This window comes from Lysinibacillus sp. FSL K6-1151 (assembly GCF_038630755.1).
GTDB lineage: Bacteria > Bacillota > Bacilli > Bacillales_A > Planococcaceae > Lysinibacillus > Lysinibacillus fusiformis_D.
In genome coordinates this window covers 4,543,255-4,561,540 of record NZ_CP152040.1, presented here as the reverse complement: position 1 = coordinate 4,561,540, position 18,286 = coordinate 4,543,255, and the positions used below count along the sequence as shown (strand labels likewise).

Annotated in this window: 17 protein-coding genes; 5 read left to right on the top strand and 12 right to left on the bottom strand. The window is 35.6% G+C overall.

What is annotated here, in order from left to right; genetic code table 11:
- The first annotated feature begins 189 nt into the window (after positions 1-189).
- Together MHI04_RS22185 and MHI04_RS22180 are read left to right on the top strand one after the other, a co-directional pair.
- Positions 190-1,671: a malate:quinone oxidoreductase gene (locus MHI04_RS22185; protein WP_036127138.1), complete on the top strand. Its 1,482-nt coding sequence runs from the start codon at positions 190-192 to the stop codon at positions 1,669-1,671.
- Between the two features lie 241 nt (positions 1,672-1,912).
- The gene (locus tag MHI04_RS22180; RefSeq protein ID WP_101966862.1) at positions 1,913-2,992 is read left to right on the top strand and encodes an ankyrin repeat domain-containing protein; all 1,080 of its coding nucleotides are present in this window, start codon (positions 1,913-1,915) and stop codon (positions 2,990-2,992) included.
- Positions 2,993-3,477: 485 nt separating this feature from the next.
- Here the strand turns inward: MHI04_RS22180 and MHI04_RS22175 are convergent, their stop codons facing one another.
- The 8 genes from MHI04_RS22175 to MHI04_RS22140 all read right to left on the bottom strand — a co-directional run bounded on the left by MHI04_RS22175 (position 3,478) and on the right by MHI04_RS22140 (position 8,869).
- Positions 3,478-3,759: a hypothetical protein gene (locus MHI04_RS22175; RefSeq protein ID WP_036127135.1), complete on the bottom strand. Its 282-nt coding sequence runs from the start codon at positions 3,757-3,759 to the stop codon at positions 3,478-3,480.
- Complete coding sequence (locus tag MHI04_RS22170; RefSeq protein WP_271911929.1) at positions 3,756-4,415, bottom strand: hypothetical protein; 660 nt, start codon at positions 4,413-4,415, stop codon at positions 3,756-3,758. The genes MHI04_RS22175 and MHI04_RS22170 overlap by 4 nt, the downstream gene beginning before the upstream one ends.
- Before the next feature lie 148 nt (positions 4,416-4,563).
- Entirely contained in the window at positions 4,564-4,971 is a 408-nt protein-coding gene (locus MHI04_RS22165; RefSeq protein WP_036119500.1) for a MarR family transcriptional regulator, read from the bottom strand.
- An 86-nt stretch (positions 4,972-5,057) separates the two neighbouring features.
- Entirely contained in the window at positions 5,058-6,089 is a 1,032-nt protein-coding gene (locus MHI04_RS22160) for an alpha/beta hydrolase (RefSeq protein ID WP_036119497.1), read from the bottom strand.
- Positions 6,090-6,101: 12 nt separating this feature from the next.
- Complete coding sequence (locus tag MHI04_RS22155; protein ID WP_230593766.1) at positions 6,102-6,713, bottom strand: hypothetical protein; 612 nt, start codon at positions 6,711-6,713, stop codon at positions 6,102-6,104.
- A 47-nt stretch (positions 6,714-6,760) separates the two neighbouring features.
- Complete coding sequence (locus tag MHI04_RS22150; RefSeq protein ID WP_036119491.1) at positions 6,761-7,168, bottom strand: permease prefix domain 1-containing protein; 408 nt, start codon at positions 7,166-7,168, stop codon at positions 6,761-6,763.
- Positions 7,165-7,494 (bottom strand): PadR family transcriptional regulator, encoded by a 330-nt coding sequence (locus MHI04_RS22145; RefSeq protein WP_036119488.1) that lies wholly within the window; start codon positions 7,492-7,494, stop codon positions 7,165-7,167. Before MHI04_RS22145 ends, MHI04_RS22150 begins: the two co-directional genes overlap by 4 nt.
- A 184-nt stretch (positions 7,495-7,678) precedes the next feature.
- The gene (locus MHI04_RS22140) at positions 7,679-8,869 is read right to left on the bottom strand and encodes a M14 family metallopeptidase (protein WP_036119487.1); all 1,191 of its coding nucleotides are present in this window, start codon (positions 8,867-8,869) and stop codon (positions 7,679-7,681) included.
- A 184-nt stretch (positions 8,870-9,053) separates the two neighbouring features.
- Between MHI04_RS22140 and MHI04_RS22135 the strand changes: the two genes are divergently transcribed.
- On the top strand, positions 9,054-11,792 hold the full coding sequence (locus MHI04_RS22135; protein WP_271911926.1) for an ATP-binding protein: 2,739 nt from the start codon (positions 9,054-9,056) through the stop codon (positions 11,790-11,792).
- Between the two features lie 5 nt (positions 11,793-11,797).
- Positions 11,798-12,652 (top strand): protein-glutamate O-methyltransferase CheR, encoded by an 855-nt coding sequence (locus MHI04_RS22130; protein WP_036119477.1) that lies wholly within the window; start codon positions 11,798-11,800, stop codon positions 12,650-12,652.
- Between the two features lie 42 nt (positions 12,653-12,694).
- On the opposite strand, the gene MHI04_RS22125 is transcribed toward MHI04_RS22130, so the two are convergent.
- The 3 genes from MHI04_RS22125 to psiE form a co-directional block, all read right to left on the bottom strand.
- Positions 12,695-13,843 (bottom strand): fused response regulator/phosphatase, encoded by a 1,149-nt coding sequence (locus MHI04_RS22125; protein ID WP_036119474.1) that lies wholly within the window; start codon positions 13,841-13,843, stop codon positions 12,695-12,697.
- A 123-nt stretch (positions 13,844-13,966) separates the two neighbouring features.
- On the bottom strand, positions 13,967-14,974 hold the full coding sequence (locus MHI04_RS22120) for a hypothetical protein (RefSeq protein ID WP_036119471.1): 1,008 nt from the start codon (positions 14,972-14,974) through the stop codon (positions 13,967-13,969).
- Positions 14,975-15,601: 627 nt separating this feature from the next.
- Entirely contained in the window at positions 15,602-16,057 is a 456-nt protein-coding gene (gene psiE, locus MHI04_RS22115) for a phosphate-starvation-inducible protein PsiE (RefSeq protein WP_036119468.1), read from the bottom strand.
- 220 nt (positions 16,058-16,277) lie between these two features.
- Here psiE and MHI04_RS22110 point away from each other — a divergent pair, with 220 nt between their 5' ends.
- Positions 16,278-16,502, top strand: coding sequence for a hypothetical protein (locus tag MHI04_RS22110; protein ID WP_036119465.1), 225 nt, complete (start codon positions 16,278-16,280; stop codon positions 16,500-16,502).
- Positions 16,503-16,548: 46 nt separating this feature from the next.
- Here the strand turns inward: MHI04_RS22110 and MHI04_RS22105 are convergent, their stop codons facing one another.
- Positions 16,549-18,279: a methyl-accepting chemotaxis protein gene (locus tag MHI04_RS22105; protein ID WP_036119462.1), complete on the bottom strand. Its 1,731-nt coding sequence runs from the start codon at positions 18,277-18,279 to the stop codon at positions 16,549-16,551.
- Positions 18,280-18,286: the final 7 nt, after the last annotated feature.

Below are 18,286 nucleotides of genomic sequence, written 5' to 3'. Positions count from 1 at the left end.
TCGAAAAAAGCTGATAACTCTCATATAAATAGTTGATATTTTATTCTTGAACTAATTGTGATAAACTGCAATAAGGTAATAATTGATACAGAAATGGTGTGCTCCAAGGTTGCTCCATGGCTTACAGTACTTCTAAAGCGGGAGTGCTAACATCCTTTCTGCAAATCTTAACATATAAGGAAGGTAAAAATGAGTAACAGACAAATTAAATCAGATGTTATCTTAATTGGTGCCGGAATCATGAGTGCAACTTTGGGAACATTGCTCAAAGAATTAGCACCAGATTGGAAAATTACAGTGTTTGAAAAGCTTGAGAAAGCAGGCGAAGAAAGTTCTCACGAATTGAACAATGCGGGAACTGGACATGCTGCATTATGTGAGCTGAACTACACTTCAGAGAAAAAAGACGGATCAATCGATATCAAAAAAGCGATTAATGTTAATGAACAGTTCCAAGTTTCAAGACAATTTTGGTCGTATCTTGTAAACAATAAGCTGATCAATAATCCACAAGACTTCATTATGCCTTTACCACATATGAGTTTAGTACAAGGGAAAGAAAATGTTGAGTTTCTAAAGAAACGTCATGAAACGATGATAAAAAATCCTTTATTTGAAGGAATGGAATTTTCTAATGACCCTGAAACACTAAAAAAATGGATTCCACTTATTATGGAGAATCGTCCAGCGGGTGAAGACATTGCTGCAACAAAAATTGACACGGGTACGGATGTTAACTTTGGTGCTTTAACACGTATGTTAATTGACCACTTAAAATCCAAAGATGTGGATGTTAACTACAACCATAGTGTTGAAAGTTTAAAACAAGCTAGTGATGGTTCATGGGAAGTACGTGTGCATGATTTAGACGGCTGTAAAATGGAATATCATTCAGCAAAATTTGTCTTCCTTGGAGCTGGTGGAGGAAGCCTAGAATTATTACAAAAATCAGGTATTCCTGAAGGGAAACATATTGGTGGGTTCCCAATTAGCGGTCTATTCTTAGCATGTAATAATCCAGAAGTGGCTGAACAACATCATGCAAAAGTTTACGGAAAAGCAAAAGTTGGTGCTCCACCAATGTCAGTTCCGCATCTTGATACACGTTATATTGATAATAAGAAATCATTACTATTTGGACCATTCGCAGGTTTCTCACCTAAGTTTTTAAAAACGGGTTCCAATATGGATTTATTTGCTTCTGTAAAACCGCATAATATTACAACATTATTAGCGGCAGGCGTGAAAGAGATGGGATTAACAAAATATTTAATCCAACAGCTTATGCTTTCAAAAGAACAACGTATGGAAGAGTTACGTGATTTCATTCCAAATGCGAAGAGCGATGACTGGGATATTATCGTAGCTGGTCAACGTGTACAAGTTATTAAAGATACAGAAGCTGGCGGCAAAGGAACACTCCAATTTGGTACAGAAGTTGTAAGTGCTGCTGATGGATCGATTGCAGCTTTACTTGGAGCTTCACCAGGTGCGTCTACGGCTGTGCATGTTATGCTTGAAGTTCTTAATAAATGTTTCCCTCAACATATTAAAGAGTGGGAAACAAAAATTAAAGAAATGATTCCATCTTATGGTTTATCATTAGCAGAAAACCCAGAGCTTCTAAAAGAAATTAATGCAACAACAGATAAAGCTCTTTGTTTAAAATAAAGGCAATTCATATAAGCGTTTAAGACAGGCCCTCAATCTATTCAGGATTGAGGGCTCCTTTTATTTTGCAAATATCTTTTCCTGGGAAATGTCTAACCTAGTTGCTTTTTTAATAAATGAACCTTGAAAATGAATATAAATATCAGTTGTTATTGATTAAACTGTAGTCCTATTTCCTGTTGTTTTGTAAGTAGTTGTTTTCTATACTCTTTATAAATGTATGAAGGAGGCCAATCTAAAGATGATTAAGCTACAAGACATTGGAACATTTAGGGAAATCCCGGAGCTTGCAATGCATATCTATGCTGGAGATTTAACTGCGTTGCAAGAAGCCAAGGATAAAGGCTGGAATATTGAAGAGGAAATCCATTTAAGTAAGCATACATCATTAAGCCCATTGGATTTAGCATTAATTGCACAGCAATTTGATGTAGTAAAACTATTAGTTGCGTATAACGTAAATTTAAATGTTAAAAAGAATCCAGCTTTTTTACGAGCTGTTCGTTATTGTAAGGAGGAAATAGTGCGTTACCTTGTTGAACAAGGCGCAAAACTAGATGGACATAATCAAGTTGGCTCTGGAGCTTATTTACAGGCATACTATGGAAATAAAAGAAATATCCCGCTTATTCATGAACTCGGACTTGATGTGAAAGAGTATGGAGGGGCAGTATTACGACAAGCTGTATCTGATTTTGATAAGAAAACAGTCAATTATTTACTTGAACAAGGAGTAGATATTAATTACCAAAAGCCTGACATGGTCTATCCCTATGGAGCAACACCATTAACAGTTGCAACACGAATGGGCAATATCACTATGGTGAAATATTTAATTGAACGAGGTGCAAGTATCACTTTAACGGAGAAAGATGGGCAACGCCCTTATACTATTGCACTAGGTATGAAAAATAAGGAGCTTGCCAATTATTTAAAAGCACTCGAACCTATAGAGCTTCATTCGATAGAGAATAAAAGGTGTGCGTTACAAAAATATAAATTACCAAAGGAATTGCTTGATTTTCTGACAGGTGATCAATTGCATCTCAAACTTGCACCAAATGATTATGATATTCACTATATCGATTTTTTTAACCTAACGGATACAATTGAGATGAAGTTTGGTCAACAAAAGCTGCTTCTTCTTTCAGCCAATGTCGACAATTATTCTGATTTACAAGTAGTTTGGAACCCGGAAGGTGAGGGACAAGTTGGATGCTATGATGTGGAGCATGAGGAATATGCAGATTTATGCAATTTCACAGAGTTCCTAGCTAAGCCTGAGTTCTATCTTATCCAATTTCTTGAAGGGGAACTTTAGTAATATTGCGTCCATGGTTACTTTCTGAATGGGGATAGGACAGGAAAGATAATTTTCACATGTATTATCATACTGTTCATTATTTATATTTAACAGGTGAGGGCAAAATAAACGATTTTGGAGTATCTCTTTTCATTTTTATAATGAATGTCATATTCCCAATTGTACCTAATCAAGAAAATACGATGTATGGCTTTTATATAGGTTCATCTTGTGGTTGTCAGTATCATATTTGTGATTTTGCCCATTGGTGCTGTTTTCGCTGGATTGCATCTCCTAAGTTACTACTTACAAGTTTTGCTATTTTTCTCTATTTACTATGTCTTCTATTAAAAATGTAAAAAGGCATATTCCATTAAGAATACGCCTTTTTCTAAAACTAGTAACAAATATTAATTCATTACTTTTATTGTCAATCCTCGGAGTTCCAATTGTGCCTGAATACACTAGATTAACGAAAATGGAAGATTGTTTAATCATGTTATCTAAATTCGAAGCTTTGATAAACAAAATACCATAGAGCGTTTGATATAGGTGGCACAAAGGAATAGTAGTACAGCTACTAGCAGTGCTAGGGGGATGCTGAATAGAATTGGGAGGTCTACATCATACCAGATGCTCATTTTAATTTGATCTAGTCCGAATGTTCGTAACATGCCAGCGAGTATAGATAGAACAGCACTTACAAGTAAGCCAATGTAAAGAACGGATAAGACAACTAGGGCTAATGAGCAAAAAAAGGCTTGTAGCATTTTTAGGAATGTCATTCTTTTTCCCTCCGTATAATGTGGTATACCTTTGCGTTTGAAGCAATCGTATAATCATCTGTATAGTAAAGCGTCTCAATTAGACAGTTTTCTCCCACTCTAACTACTTCGCCGTCAACAATGTGTGCATCTGTATACGATAGTTGCAGTTGTTTTCCTTTGATTGTATGGCAACTTAACCTTTTCTTAAATAATGGAAGAAGTGTCACTCGATCTTTTTCTATCACTACACTGTCCGCTAGTAGCTTGCTAATTTCACTTTCCCCCGATAATTTCAACTGAAAATGATTAGCCACTATTTCTTCAGCTTTTACTACACCAATAGCGTCGAACCGTCTGCTCTGTAATTTCTCCTCAATTATGAATTTCCCAGAACTATTGATCTTGTGGACACATCCATTACGTATTTGAATGTTTCCAGCGTTTGTTAGTTCTTCGATCTCACAATAATCCTTTAATGTGCATGAGCCTGAACTGTTAAATACCTGGGCAGTAACAGAGCAATAAAAGGAGCTATGACCATGAGTGGACACCTTTTTTAAGTGTACTTCTTGATGTAAAGCTACAGCTCCTCGAATATTTAATTGCTCATACCCAGTATCCAGATGTTTAATGCGGCCATTCGTTAGTGTTAGTGTACGAAGTTTTTGAAACATAAAAAATCACCTCATTTTAATTTAATTAATATATATTTTAATTATTAAAATATATATTAATTAAATTATATGCATCTCCCTTTTGTCAAGAACAAAAGAATTCCCTAAAATTTGAGCAATAAAAAAAGGATTTCAATTTGTTGAAATCCTAAAAGATATTATTCATTAATTGATTTACTTCACGTAAGATATTAGCCATGTCTGCCAGTTTATCCTGAGAAAACTTTAAGAAAATTTCTTGGACCTTCTGATCACCATTATTGGTTAAAGCCATTTTGACAACACGACGATCATTATTTTCTCTAATTCGTTGAATCAGCTCTAGCTTTTCCAGCTTATCGCACATGGAAGTTACAGCTCCAGGTGTTACACTAAAGAAGTCAGCGATTTCTGTTGCCTTCATTCCATTATTTATTTTTAGTTGCAGAAGTAAAATCAATTGGTTTTGCGACAATGCTTCCCCTTTAGTTAAAAGTTCCACAAACATTTTTGATTTTTGCTGAATGTCCAGCATTTCTTTCATAATGATTTCTACATTGTGTAGATTATCTGCCATATAATCACGTCCATTAAAATATTTAATAATTAAATTATATAGCAATTAAATAAATCTTTCCAAGCATAGAATAGCTCTAAAAAAATTTATTGTTTAAAAGTCACACGCATCCATTCAAAAAATCTATCTTTTTCTTCGAACTGTGGGTAGTGTGCAGAGTTTTCGTATGCTATAAATTCTTTTTTCTCGGCATCTATTTGGTCGAAGTATTTTTTAGCGGTATTCGATGATGTTTGATAGTCGTAGTCACCCATTACAAAATAGAAGGGGAGGTCTAGTCTATTAACTTTAGTAGGTAATGGATGTTGCATGACCTCTTTTAATAATGCTTCTTGAGATAATGATAGGCCTTTGTTGTAGCGGATCATATCCAATAAATTATATTCTGCACTGAATAGCATTCCTAACATATTGCCGTCAGGGTTATCAATGTTTCTTGTGGCTCCTCCATATTTATTTACGTAATGGCGGGGTGTAAATGTCTTACCCTTATTTATGTCTTCCGTTAACCTTTGTAAATATACAACATCTTCTGTGTTCCCTTTGAGTTGAGCCTGTAGGATGGTGTACTGTAAACTATCCATTTCACTTTCAATGGTATTACTCATTTGACCAATACCAATGTAGGCTTCATATTTTTCAGGAGCTTTAGCAGCTGCTTGTGTGGCAATATATGTACCATAGGAATGACCGATTAAGATGATTTTTTCTTTGTCTAGGCGATTAGCTATATAATCAGTCAGTGCTAATAAATCCTCCACAAGCAGGTCAGATGAAAGATTAGAATAGTCCTCGAAAAAATGATAGGATTTCCCGCTAGCCCGTTGATCGTAATGGACCACGGTAAATTCGGTTTCCAACAAATCTTGATATTTTTTGGCATAGGGGATTTCAGAACAGCCAGGTCCACCGTGGACAAAGATGATCACAGGATTATCTTTGTTTTGCCCACGTATCATAATTTCATGGTCACTGTCGTTAATTGCTACCTGCTCTAATGTACTAATGCTATTAGTTCCCTTTATAGATGATGTCCATGTTGGGAATAGAAGTGCTAGTAAAAGTAAGGAGCTCATGATAATGACAAGATATTTGACGAATTTTTTAATAGCTTTCATAGAATCCCTTCTTTACATGCGTTTCGTAAAGGTAGCTTGATACATTTTTCTTTTATACACATAAAAATACATACTTAGCGGCCACCATAGCGTAACAAAAATAGGGTAGATCGCCCATATAACCGTAGGTGAAGAAACGACGTTAACAATAATGAAAAAGATACTAATTAGCAATGAAGCTGTCACGGAGAATGCTACAAACGTTTTCCGTTGAGCATGATATAAAGCTAGAGGCCACCACATAATTAAAAACGCGGGATAAATCGCCCAAGGATATTGAGGAGACAGCATGATATTCAGGAATGCATAATAAATAATTGTGGAAGCACAGCCGATGAGTGCTGTTTTTAAAGTTTTTGCTTTTTCACCTAAGTACATAAGAAGCGGCCACCAGATAATTGGATAAATAGCATAGATAAACCATAAATGATTTGGTGCATATAAATAATTTTCAACGATAAGAAATGCGATAATCATTGCACTACAAACGATAGAGTATTGTTTATACATTTTATTAGACATAAAAAATAGCGTAATTGGCCATAGCAAGAGCAGCAGGCAAGGATATATAAACCACATTGTTTGCGGTGATGTCGTGTAATTGACGATCCCTAAAAAAATCATGGTCATCAGGCTCCCGGCTAAAGAAAAGTTAATAAAGTTCCTCATGTTCATTCACCCCATTTCTTACGTGACCATACAAAGTACATTGATAAAGGCCACCAAAGTATTGCGAAGATTGGATAGATGGCCCAAACTGTATGTGGAGTGTAATAAAGATTAATAAAGATAAAAAATGCAATGATTAAGCCACTCCCCCAGATGGAAAACTCTAAATTTAGTTTTGCCATGTTTTTCTTAGCAGGCTCCTTAACACCCAATTCCTTTTTCAAATCTTCAATATCTCCGAATTCTACAATCGCCTTATTGATGGCATCTTCTTGTTCCTTTCCTTGATCCATCAAGTAAAATACTTTTTCTTCAAGATTTTCAATGATTTCTTGTTTGACCATTTCAGTCTCGTTATTACGAGGAATATCCTTAAAAAGCTCATCAATATGGTTTTTTATTCTTTTCATTCAAAGCCCTCCATAAATAAATCGATTATTTCCTTTACTTCTGACCATTCTTTCACTAACTCATTTAAATAGGCTTTACCTAATGAGGTAATACGGTAATACTTTCTTTTGCCTCCATGTGAAACATCGCCATAATAGGCTTCAATAATTTCCTTTTTCTCGAGACGTTGAAAAACGGCATACAAAGTTGCTTCCTTGATTTGAAATCGATTGTTTGTACGGAGACTTATTTCCTGAGAAATTTCATAGCCATAACGATCTTTTTCTGAAATTAGCCGTAAAATAATCGAATCCAAATGTCCTCGGATAATATCACTGCGAACCATAAGTCACCTACTTTATTTTATTGCTCTATCTGTCAGAGTAATAGTAGCAAACATTACTCTACCTGTCAAAGTAATTTATTTTTCCTTTTTGGCAATTATGTCCAATTCCTCTTCATGAAAAAACTCCATTCACTGAAATGCCGCAAAGGACAATTTCATAGCGAATGGAGCTCAAACAATACTTTTACATATATAATGCTGCAAGAAAAATTCCGAGGGCTTCCTCATAAATTTCGTCAAACTGACTGATTGGCAAAGGATTCGTACCGCTTCCTAGCTCAACGGTAAAGCCAGGTCTACGCCAATCTTGAATGAACCAATCTTTATAGCCTGCATAGCTTCCTGCAGATTGAATGGGTTCATAGCCGCTGACTCTACTAAATTCATTCACAAGTACCTCTGATTCTGGAGGCTCAAGATTTTCAAAGCCCCAATAAATAACACGCCCCTGTGTATGAAAGGCTAGTACTCTTGAAAAATCACGTAGTTTAGTCAAGTCAGCCATCGCAATAGCTTCAGGTTCAGATAAAGGTCTGTCACCACCATAATCTCTAGGCCCTGGTGTCTTAGGGTTACGGGCACTTTCTAACTCCCATTGTGCAGGAAATTGATCATTTAAATCGATGCCATGGATGTTTGCTTTCCAGCCAGAAAAATCAGAGCTATCATTATTCCATGTAATTAGTTGATTTCTTAATGTTGTATCATTTGGGGGACCTTGTATTACTAAATCCACTCCATCAGGATTCACCATGGGTACGATAGAAAGAGAGGTTTGCTGGTAAAGAGAGAATGGAGAGATGCCACGAATGCTACTTTGGTTGGTGAGGGCGAGCAAATAGTCGTTTAAAAATGTTAGAATAATAGGTGTAGTAATCCATTCATTTGCATGGAAGGAGCCGTTATAGTGAACACGTTTAGCTCCATTGCCAATCAACAACTCAGGTAGACCTTTCCCTAAAACGGAACTACCAATAGTTGAATTGTGAAGAAAAGGATAAGCATCAATTAGTTTATTAAGATCATTCATCATACGGGTATACGTATAATTTTGCTTACCATCAACTAAACGCCACGTAATACGTTGTGGTATACGAATCATCTGACCAATTTGTAAGCGATTTGGATTGAGACCTGGATTAACGAGTAATAGGGCGACTAGGGGGAGGTTTTGACTCTGTGCAATTTGCCAAAAAGAGTCCCCTTGTTTCAATTGATAGTCGATGGTCACAAAACCAGGAATACGAATGCGTTGTCCAACTCTTAAAAATTGGGGATTTATATTTTCATTGGAATCTAAAATTAGTTGAAGCGGTATTTTAAACACTTCACTGAAATGCCAAAGTGAATCTCCTGGTCTTACGATTATGTCCACATGTATTCTCTCCTTAATTTAGAAATGACTCAATATAAAATGTATATGAAAAATGCATAGACTTATTAATACGAAACAGCAAAATTTCTTTGTTGCTCATGTCAAAAGAAGAGATAATCAGTTATTTTTACATGTATACTAGTAATAAAATAGAGTGAAAGAAAGGTAAAGGTAGGAAAACCAAATGTTAAATAGATTGAAATTGGGTATACGCTCTAAGATTACATTAGGTTATATCGTAATCATTCTTTGCTTACTTGCAGCCGTTGTCATATTAAATAATCAAATTAATTCTTTGCAAAAGGAAAGAAATTATATTATTAAGTACGATTCCAATGTTCAAACACTAACCAATGAAATTGAAAAATATATATTGGATATGGAATCGAGTCAGCGAGCTTTCATTATTACAGGCAAGCAAAGCTATCTTGAGCCTTATAATAAGGCAGCTGATAATTGGAAAATAGATTTTAATGATCTCTATCAGCGAATGACAGATAAACCATCACAGCAGGAAAAACTAAAAGAGATAGAGGAAACGATTGAACATTGGATTGCCACTTCGGGAGAGCCAACGATTCAATATAAAAAAGATAATAATATAGAAGCGTTAAATGAGTTTTTTAAAGTAGATACTGGGCGCCAAGATTTGGAGAAAATGCGTAAGTTATTTGATTCGTTCCGTTCAACTGAAAATGTTTATACACAGGCGAAGGCAAGTCAATTAGATAAACAAAATAATAAATTAACTAGTGGTTTATTTGGGATTTTAATTTTAGTTTCTATTATAGCAATTGTCATAGCTAGTGGTATTTCACGTTCTATTGTAAAAACGATAACAGAAGTTACACAAACCATACAAGAAATCGCAGCTACAAAAGGTGATTTTACAAGAAGAATCTATGTGAATACCAATGATGAAGTGAATGATCTTGCTAATGCAACGAATATACTGCTAGAGTCAGTCGAAAAGAGAGAATGGCTACAAAGCAATATTGCGGAAATTGTGACAAAATATCAAGGAGTTTCAGCCATCACAAAATTGGCTGAGACCTTCCTGTCAGAAATCGCGCAGAAAACAGAGGCATCGCTTGGTGCATTTTATGTTCGTGAAGTAACAGAGGACCAAGTACAATTTGTGAAAAAGGCTGCATTTGCTGACGGAGATGATCGCGTCGGTATGGAAAGCTTTAAAATAGGACAAGGATTAATTGGGCAATGTGCATTAGAAAAACGAATGTTATTTTACGATAATATTCCAAAAGACTATCGTTTAATCAGAACAGGATTAGGCGAGGTAAGACCGCATAATATTTTATTGATTCCTGTCATTTTTGAAAATGAAGTGATAGCAGTTGCAGAAATAGCGACAATGACTAAATTTAGTAAGCTACAGCAAGAATTAGTAAAGCAGGTCACAGAAACTTTTGGGCTAACAGTGAATAGTGTTTTAGGACGCATGGAAATTGTTCGTCTATTGAATGAATCTAGAGCAATGACTGAGGAGTTACAAGTTCAATCAGAAGAGCTGCAGACACAATCAGAAGAATTACAAATGCAGACCGAAGAGCTGACAATGATTAATGAGCAGCTTGAAGAACGTACAAAAGAGGCAGAATCTAAATCAAGAGAGCTAGAAAAGGCGAAAAAGGAATTAGAAGAAAGTGCCGAGCAGCTTATCTTGAATTCAAACTACAAATCCGAGTTTTTAGCAAACATGTCACACGAATTAAGAACACCCTTAAACAGCATATTAATTTTATCGGAGATGCTAGCAGAAAATAGTCAACAAAATCTAACAGACGAGGAAATAGAGTATGCTCAAGTCATTCATTCTTCTGGAGAGGACTTACTTGCTTTAATTAATGATATTTTAGATTTATCAAAAGTCGAGGCAGGAAAGCTTGATATTATTTTTAATGAAGTGAACATGAGCGAAGTACCTGTACAAATTGAACATACCTTTGCACCTGTTGCGATGAAGAAGAATTTAGCATTCCATATTTCAAAGGCAGATCATGTTGTAGATGTATTCTATACAGATGAAAAGAGATTCCATCAAATCATAAAGAATTTATTATCCAATGCCTTTAAATTTACGGAACATGGTTCGGTAAATTTAGCTATTCATCAGCTTACACCACAGCAGTTAACAAATAATATGCAGGATATAAGTACAGATTGGCTTGAAATTACTGTATCAGATACGGGGATAGGTATTCCAAAAGACAAGCATCAGCTTATTTTTGAATCATTCCAGCAAGCCGATGGCGCTACGGTTCGAAAATATGGTGGGACTGGACTTGGTCTTTCTATTTGTAAGGAGTTTGCTAAATTGCTTGGTGGCTGGATTACGCTGCAAAGTGCTGAAGGACAGGGGAGTAGCTTTACGTTAACGATTCCAAGCTTACCAAATGGAATCGAAGAGGAGCATTGTCAAAAGCTTGCCATGAACGAAGTGGCCGTTACATTGGTAGAGGAGCCAATTGCAGAGCAGTCAAAGGAAATAGAGGGAGCCCTTCAACAAGAGGTAGAGGTTTTCCAAGGGAAAAATATTTTAATAGTAGATGATGATAACCGTAATATTTATGCATTAAAAACGGCATTAGAAAAAAGAGGTATGAGCATTCTAGTTGCTAAAGATGGGCTTGAATGCTTAGAGGTAATGCATGCGCATCCTGACATCGATCTCGTTCTGATGGATATAATGATGCCGAATATGGATGGCTATGAAGCGATGACTATTATTCGACAACAAATGAAACGAATAGACTTACCGATCATTGCATTGACGGCAAAGGCTATGAAAAATGACCGTGATAAATCATTGCAGGCTGGCGCATCTGATTATATTAGCAAGCCATTAAATTTAGATCAATTACTATCGGTCTTAAGAGTCTGGCTCGTTTCTAAAGGGAGTTAATGAACATGGAGCAATTTCAGCCTTTGGAGCAAAAAATACAATTAAATAAACAAACAAATTTAGAAATTGATTTATTACTAGAGGCTATTTATCGTTTATCAGGCTATGATTTTCGTCAATACAATCGTTCATCCATTTCACGTAGAATTTATAATAGGATGGGGATCAATAACATTCCAACGATTTCCCGGGTACTAGAAAAGGTCATTCATGATCAAGAATTTTTAGAGCAGATGTTGAATGATTTTTCGATAAATGTAACCGAGATGTTTCGTAATCCTAGCTTTTTTAAAGCTTTTCGTGAAAAAGTAATCCCCATTTTAAGAGAGTATCCAGAAATACGTATTTGGCATGCTGGGTGTGCGACAGGTGAGGAAGTATATTCTATGGCTATTTTACTTCAGGAAGAGGGGCTTATAGAGAGGTCTATTATTTATGCAACAGATATGAATGAGCAAGTATTAGAAAAAGCGAAGAAAGGAGCTTTCCCTATTCATAAAATGCAGGCATATACGAAAAACTATATGCTTGCTGGAGGAGCCCATGCGTTTTCAGAATACTATCAAACAGATTATCAATATGCTTACTTCCATCCAACACTATTGAAAAATATTATTTTTGCTCAGCATAATTTAGTAACGGATCATTCCTTTAATGAGTTTCATGTTGTCTTGTGCAGAAATGTCCTGATTTATTTTTCACCTAAGCTACAGAGCCAGGTACACCACTTGTTTTATGAGAGTCTAAGTGACAAAGGATTTTTATGCTTAGGGGATAAAGAAACATTGCGGTTTGAAGAGATTATTTCAAAATATCGAGAAATCGTAGGCTACGAAAGAATTTATCAAAAAATGTCTTAATGAGTAAGAGGCTATCTTCATGTGATAGCCTCTGCTTTTTATTTATATGGAAGTAGTGCTAGCTTGAATCATTAATACACACATATCATCAGGCTGGTTTTCTTGTTTATCTTTAGGTAATAGGTTGTCAATGAGGCATTGTGAATAATCCCACTTAGTGGATGTTAGCGTTTGCAAATGCTTTTCTGATTCGATTTCACAGGGGCCCATTGCCTCTAAAACACCATCTGTAAATAACACAATTTGAATATCTTGTTCATATTGAATACATTGCTTTTGAACTTTCATTTCATCGAAAAAGCCGACCGCACAGCTACCTTGATTTAATGGAATACATGTTTTTTCATCTATTAGTGCGTATCCAGGAGGGTGACCAGCGTTTATGTATTCGACTGTTTTTTGCTCTGTATCAATGATGAAATAAATCGCTGTAAAATAATAAAGATTATTATCTTTTCCATCTTGTAAAAGAGTCATATAACGATTCAGTTCTTTGATGACAAGCTCTGGGTCGTTTAGTTGTTTAACGGCCTCTCTTAAAACAGAGGAGATAAACATACAAACAAGCGCTGCAGATATACCGTGACCCATCATATCCAATAAAATGATAGCATAGCGATGATCGTCTATTTTGTACCAATAATACATATCGCCTGCTAAATTAGAGGATGGTAGATAAGAAACTTCTATCCGGATATCCTTCTCGTTTAATGGTGGACTGAGCAGGCTTCGTTGTACATGAGTGGCTAGATCTAGTTCATATTGAATTTTCTTGTCATGCTGGGTGTGCCAGTCTAATTCAGCTTTTAAGCGTAAGGCAACACGAATTCTTGCAAGCAGCTCCGTTTTATTAATTGGTTTTGTAATATAATCTACGCCACCAATGTCTAGTGCTTCTGCTAGTTTGTTTTTATCTTCCAGTGCTGTGACAAATATGATTTGAATATCTTTCAATCTTTCATTTTGCTTAATGCGTTTGCAGGCCTCAATACCATCTACTTCCGGCATCATAATGTCTAACAATATTAAATCTACAGAATTTCCTGTTGGATTTGGTGCATCTAATTGTAAATAATCAAATAGCTCATAAGCAGATGAAAGAGAAACACAGTTATCATAACCTGCATTTTTTAGTATTTTTTCAATGACAAATAGATTGACTTGATTGTCATCTACTAGAAGAATGGTCATAGTTAATTCCCCTTACTCTGATTGAATTGTGCAGATTATTCATGTATATAAAATACTTTCAACTTTATCATTATACAAAACATCAGAGAATAAAGGTATTTTAGCGATTTGAAGAGGGGGATTTTATACTTTCGCTTTTTTAAATCCTTGATAAATATCAAATGCATTTGCTAAAACAGCAATAATTATACTGACGAGTAAGATTTTATCTATAGTATAGGCAACCTTAGCGGATGTTGTTTCTAGGATAGCAGCCATGTAGGGAATCGAGGCACTATGAATAAAATCTTGGTGTATCGCCATTAAAATAAAGACGATCGTTCCTACACTTTGAAGTAGTGCATTCGTGATGGCGATGAGCATTGTCCACTGACCAGCACGCCATTTTATAAAGGTTAATGCGAGACTAAGAACAATACATAATAAGACGATAGGAGCAAATGATTGTAAAACATTTTGATTAAAGATTGGCATAACAAATTTCAAGCTACCATTGTCATTCGTTGTATAAATCCCTAAAAGACGATAAGCATTCCAATAGACAAAAGAAAATATTAGAATTCCAGCTAGGCTAAAAATCGTATCACTTAAAGTAATGACTTTAACTTTGGGAATGGGTTGCATTTTAACTAAATCATCAGGAGACCATTGCTTGGCGTTTTTCAAAAAGGGTAAATGAATCTTTTCAGAACCAGAGCGCTCGATGATGATGAAAACAACGGTAATCCAAAACAATACGTGAAATATTACAGCAATAATCGCCACAATAATCATGGCAAATGCCGAAATAATGGTTGAAAGAAGCGCTTCTTCACCTGAATAGAGCACAATTTTTTGGATTACATGAATAATAATCGTAATGAAAATAGCCCAAGGCATAACTAGCTTGATTGTTCTTGTATATTGATCAAAAATCTCTGGGCCAATTAAAAAACGAGGTGTATCCTGAAAGCTTGCCGCAACTTCGGTAGGACTTCCAAGTTTTTGGAGTACATCCTTAACATCGGATTCAGAATAGGACTCAGGCAGCATATCCTCAATCGTAGCTTTTAGTTCAAGCTTTATGTCTTCACGCTTATTCTTATGTAGCCTTTTAGACACTTCGTGAATATACGAATCAATTAAAGACATTTATTTTCCTCCTTTAATCATTTTCATTGTTCATTATTTCGGTGTATAGGTTATTTGTGGGATATAAAAATTAATATGAAAAATGCACAAACAACATGCAACACTTTGAAAATGGAGGGGATATGATGAGAGTAATAGAGAAGTTATTAAAAGAACAAGATGTTTTAGACTTTCTGAATATCGTTGTAAAAGACTATCCAGGAAGAATGGGACAAAAGAGCAGCTGAAAAATCGCTTGATAATTTTTTCAGTATTATGGACTTTGGGAAGATGACAAACTCATTGGTGGTATGCAACTACATGACTTTCAATTGAACCTGTTTTCTAGTAATTGGTGGGGTAGGGCTTGTTGCAGTTGTTTTATTACATAAAAAGAGAAGGTTGCTAAAGAACTCATCTAACATCTCTTTCAAATTTTTTTAGCAAAAAACATTCATTTTGTTGTTTTGTTTCCGTTTATTTTTATAAGAAAATGGGTTTTGGCTCTGGATCGAGCTTTCTTCGCTGGTGATAGGTGTAGTAACGATCCAAGAGCTATATTTATAAGACTTATTGCAGTTTTTCTATGTGTTTGAAAAGCCTACATGTATTTCGACATTTTAGAATAGGAATAGCTCTTACTACCGGTCAGTGCTCCTTTTTTATAAAAATAGAAGATCGCGTTGGTCTTTCAAGTGGTGTGATATTAATAATAAAATAGCTTATGATTAATATCAGGATAATCAATGAATAAATTAAAGTGTTTAGAGGGTGATCATGCTCCACAATAATTAAACGAATCATCGCTGTGATACCTATATATATAAAGTAGCGCAGTGGAAAATGATAATCCTCTTTAAAATATTTAATAATCATTGTGATGAACTCAAAATATAAGAAGAAAATAAGAATATTGGCAAGGAATAATTTATAATCGCCACCTTCCTTGGCGAAGATTAATATTTTAAGAAATTCGATTAGCTCCTTAAAAAGCAAAAATGATAGGATAAGAGCTAGTAGCACAAGGCAAACGTTGAGAAATAGCTGTAGAGATTTCGGCACAGCTTTAATGAGCTGCGAATAAGTAAAATTTTTTTGATTCATACATTTCCTCCAATCGAGTGTTAGTATTAGGTTTGTTAAATACATCATCATATGGCTGAGCAGTGGCTTATTATGATATAAATATAACAATTTGCCGTAAATCTTGTCTTTATTTTTTGTAAAGTTTTGGTATATTTTCATGAAAGAAAGTTTTCAAAATAATTTAGTGGTATGCTAAAATAGATGTGCATGAATATAAAATATAAAAGGGGTTTTTAAAATGGCAAAAGCTGCAAAAACTGATGCGAAAATTACACCAGAACGTTTAGAAGAAGCGTTAAACGTTCGTGATCGTCTTATTATCGAGCTACTGGTACAAGTACTTGATGAAAAATTAGTAATTGAGCGCCCTGTATTACGTGAACGTCTAGGAAACCTTGTAGAACTTGCTGATCATGATGCAGAGCTTAAGGAAACAATCCACGCAGTAATTAACAAACTATAATGTTAAGAAGAATGCTACGCCTAAACCGTAGCATTCTTTTTTCTTGTCATGTAAAGCGTTCTACTAAGTCGTACATGCGCTCTGCCTCTGTATGAAGTTCCATAGAGGAGTGCATAATCGAGTTCACTGCTGATTTTTGTTCGTCTATGGAAGCATTAATTTGTTCCGTAGCTGCGGCAGATTGAGTAGCTACACTGGCTATTTCTTTGATAGCATTCATCACCACTATGCGATTTTCCGCCATGTCGTTCATTCCCTCATCTAGTGAAACGAGATGCTTTGTAATATCCTGAATGGAGTCTGCTAGGAATGTAAAAGCTCCTTTTACTTCAGTAATCGATATGGCTTGATTTTGTGAAAGTTGGAGCGTGTGTATCATCTTTGCATCAGAGTTTGCAGTACCCACCTCAATACGCTGTAATAGATTTCTGACACGCGTAGTAGCTTCGTTTGTATCCTCCGATAAATGCCGGACTTCCTCTGCCACAATGGCAAAACCTTTACCGTGTTCACCAGCACGCGCTGCCTCTATGCTAGCATTGAGTGCCAAGAGGTTTGTTTGTTCAGATATAGATGTAATTGTTTGTACCACTTGATGAATCTCTTTCATTTGATTCGTCAAACTGGAGAAATTAGTTCTTAACTCCTCAATCACCTGTGTGAATTCACTTGAATTTTGCAGTAAACCTTCTACTTTTTGTCTACCATTTTCTTGTGATGAATTGATGATATTCATATTTTCAGTGATCTCACTATATTTATTTGTAGCAAGTGAAATAAGTGAAGATAGTGTTTCAACCTTACTAATGGCCATCTCAGCTTCTTCTGCTTGCACAACAGCCCCTTTAGAGATGTCATTGATTGCTTGATGAATTTCGTCAGCAGAAGCGGTTGTTTCCTCTGTAATAGCACTAAGCATCTCTGAAGAAACTCTCATTTGAGAGGCGCTATCCTTCGTATTGTTGACCATTTCATATAAGCTATGTTTCATATTATTCACGTTATTAGCCAGTATACCTAGTTCATCTTTTGTGGTAACAGGTATGTCATCGCCAGTTAGCTTACCTTTAGCAATATCTGAAGTAATCACCATGATTTTGCGTATGTAGGTAGTCATTCGTCCAGAGAAGAACCAGAAGAGTGCCACACCAATAATCGTTGCAAGGATTGTCATACCAAGTGTGTAATAGAAAACATTTTTAGTGCCTGCATTGAAGTCCATTTCGTATGTACCAGCTGCAATAATCCACCCCCAATGTTCGTCCATTTCTACATAAGTAATTTTAGGTGCAACGATTTCAGGGGTGGAGGGTAGTGCCCAATCATAACGGACATATCCTCCGCCAGCCTTAGCTGCTTCAATCATTTCGCGTACAAAAAAGCGTCCATCCTCTGTTTGTAATTCAGCAATATTTTGCCCTTCAAGAGATGGATGCGTTTCGACTATGCCGCTATCTTGAAAGGCATAGAAATAAAAATTATCCCCATATTTAACAGGATTATCGATGGATCGTTTATTGTCTTCAACTCTTTTACCAACAATTTGTGTTCTTGCACTTTCCTGAGCTTCCTCTAACGTTATATTTCCCTTTTGGACTTGAGCATCTAATTGTGCAATTAATTCAAGAATGCCTAGTGTGCCATTTTTAAGACTTTGTCGACCTACTTGATCTAGTTCACCTTTCACTACGATGTAATTGACGGTTCCAACTAGTACTGTTGATATTAGAATAACTATGATGGCAAGACTAACAAGTTTATTACGTACTGATTTCATGAAACAA

Excerpts from the sequence above, each read along its gene's own strand:
- MHI04_RS22110 (WP_036119465.1), top strand. The coding sequence starts at position 16,278 with ATGGCAAAAGCTGCAAAAACTGATGCGAAAATTACACCAGAACGTTTA.
- MHI04_RS22135 (WP_271911926.1), top strand. The coding sequence starts at position 9,054 with ATGTTAAATAGATTGAAATTGGGTATACGCTCTAAGATTACATTAGGT.
- MHI04_RS22175 (WP_036127135.1), bottom strand. The coding sequence starts at position 3,759 with ATGACATTCCTAAAAATGCTACAAGCCTTTTTTTGCTCATTAGCCCTA.
- MHI04_RS22180 (WP_101966862.1), top strand. The coding sequence starts at position 1,913 with ATGATTAAGCTACAAGACATTGGAACATTTAGGGAAATCCCGGAGCTT.
- MHI04_RS22160 (WP_036119497.1), bottom strand. The coding sequence starts at position 6,089 with ATGAAAGCTATTAAAAAATTCGTCAAATATCTTGTCATTATCATGAGC.
- MHI04_RS22170 (WP_271911929.1), bottom strand. The coding sequence starts at position 4,415 with ATGTTTCAAAAACTTCGTACACTAACACTAACGAATGGCCGCATTAAA.
- MHI04_RS22145 (WP_036119488.1), bottom strand. The coding sequence starts at position 7,494 with ATGGTTCGCAGTGATATTATCCGAGGACATTTGGATTCGATTATTTTA.
- MHI04_RS22125 (WP_036119474.1), bottom strand. The coding sequence starts at position 13,843 with ATGACCATTCTTCTAGTAGATGACAATCAAGTCAATCTATTTGTCATT.
- MHI04_RS22185 (WP_036127138.1), top strand. The coding sequence starts at position 190 with ATGAGTAACAGACAAATTAAATCAGATGTTATCTTAATTGGTGCCGGA.
- psiE (WP_036119468.1), bottom strand. The coding sequence starts at position 16,057 with ATGAATCAAAAAAATTTTACTTATTCGCAGCTCATTAAAGCTGTGCCG.
- MHI04_RS22120 (WP_036119471.1), bottom strand. The coding sequence starts at position 14,974 with ATGTCTTTAATTGATTCGTATATTCACGAAGTGTCTAAAAGGCTACAT.
- MHI04_RS22150 (WP_036119491.1), bottom strand. The coding sequence starts at position 7,168 with ATGAAAAGAATAAAAAACCATATTGATGAGCTTTTTAAGGATATTCCT.
- MHI04_RS22165 (WP_036119500.1), bottom strand. The coding sequence starts at position 4,971 with ATGGCAGATAATCTACACAATGTAGAAATCATTATGAAAGAAATGCTG.
- MHI04_RS22105 (WP_036119462.1), bottom strand. The coding sequence starts at position 18,279 with ATGAAATCAGTACGTAATAAACTTGTTAGTCTTGCCATCATAGTTATT.
- MHI04_RS22155 (WP_230593766.1), bottom strand. The coding sequence starts at position 6,713 with ATGATTTTTTTAGGGATCGTCAATTACACGACATCACCGCAAACAATG.
- MHI04_RS22130 (WP_036119477.1), top strand. The coding sequence starts at position 11,798 with ATGGAGCAATTTCAGCCTTTGGAGCAAAAAATACAATTAAATAAACAA.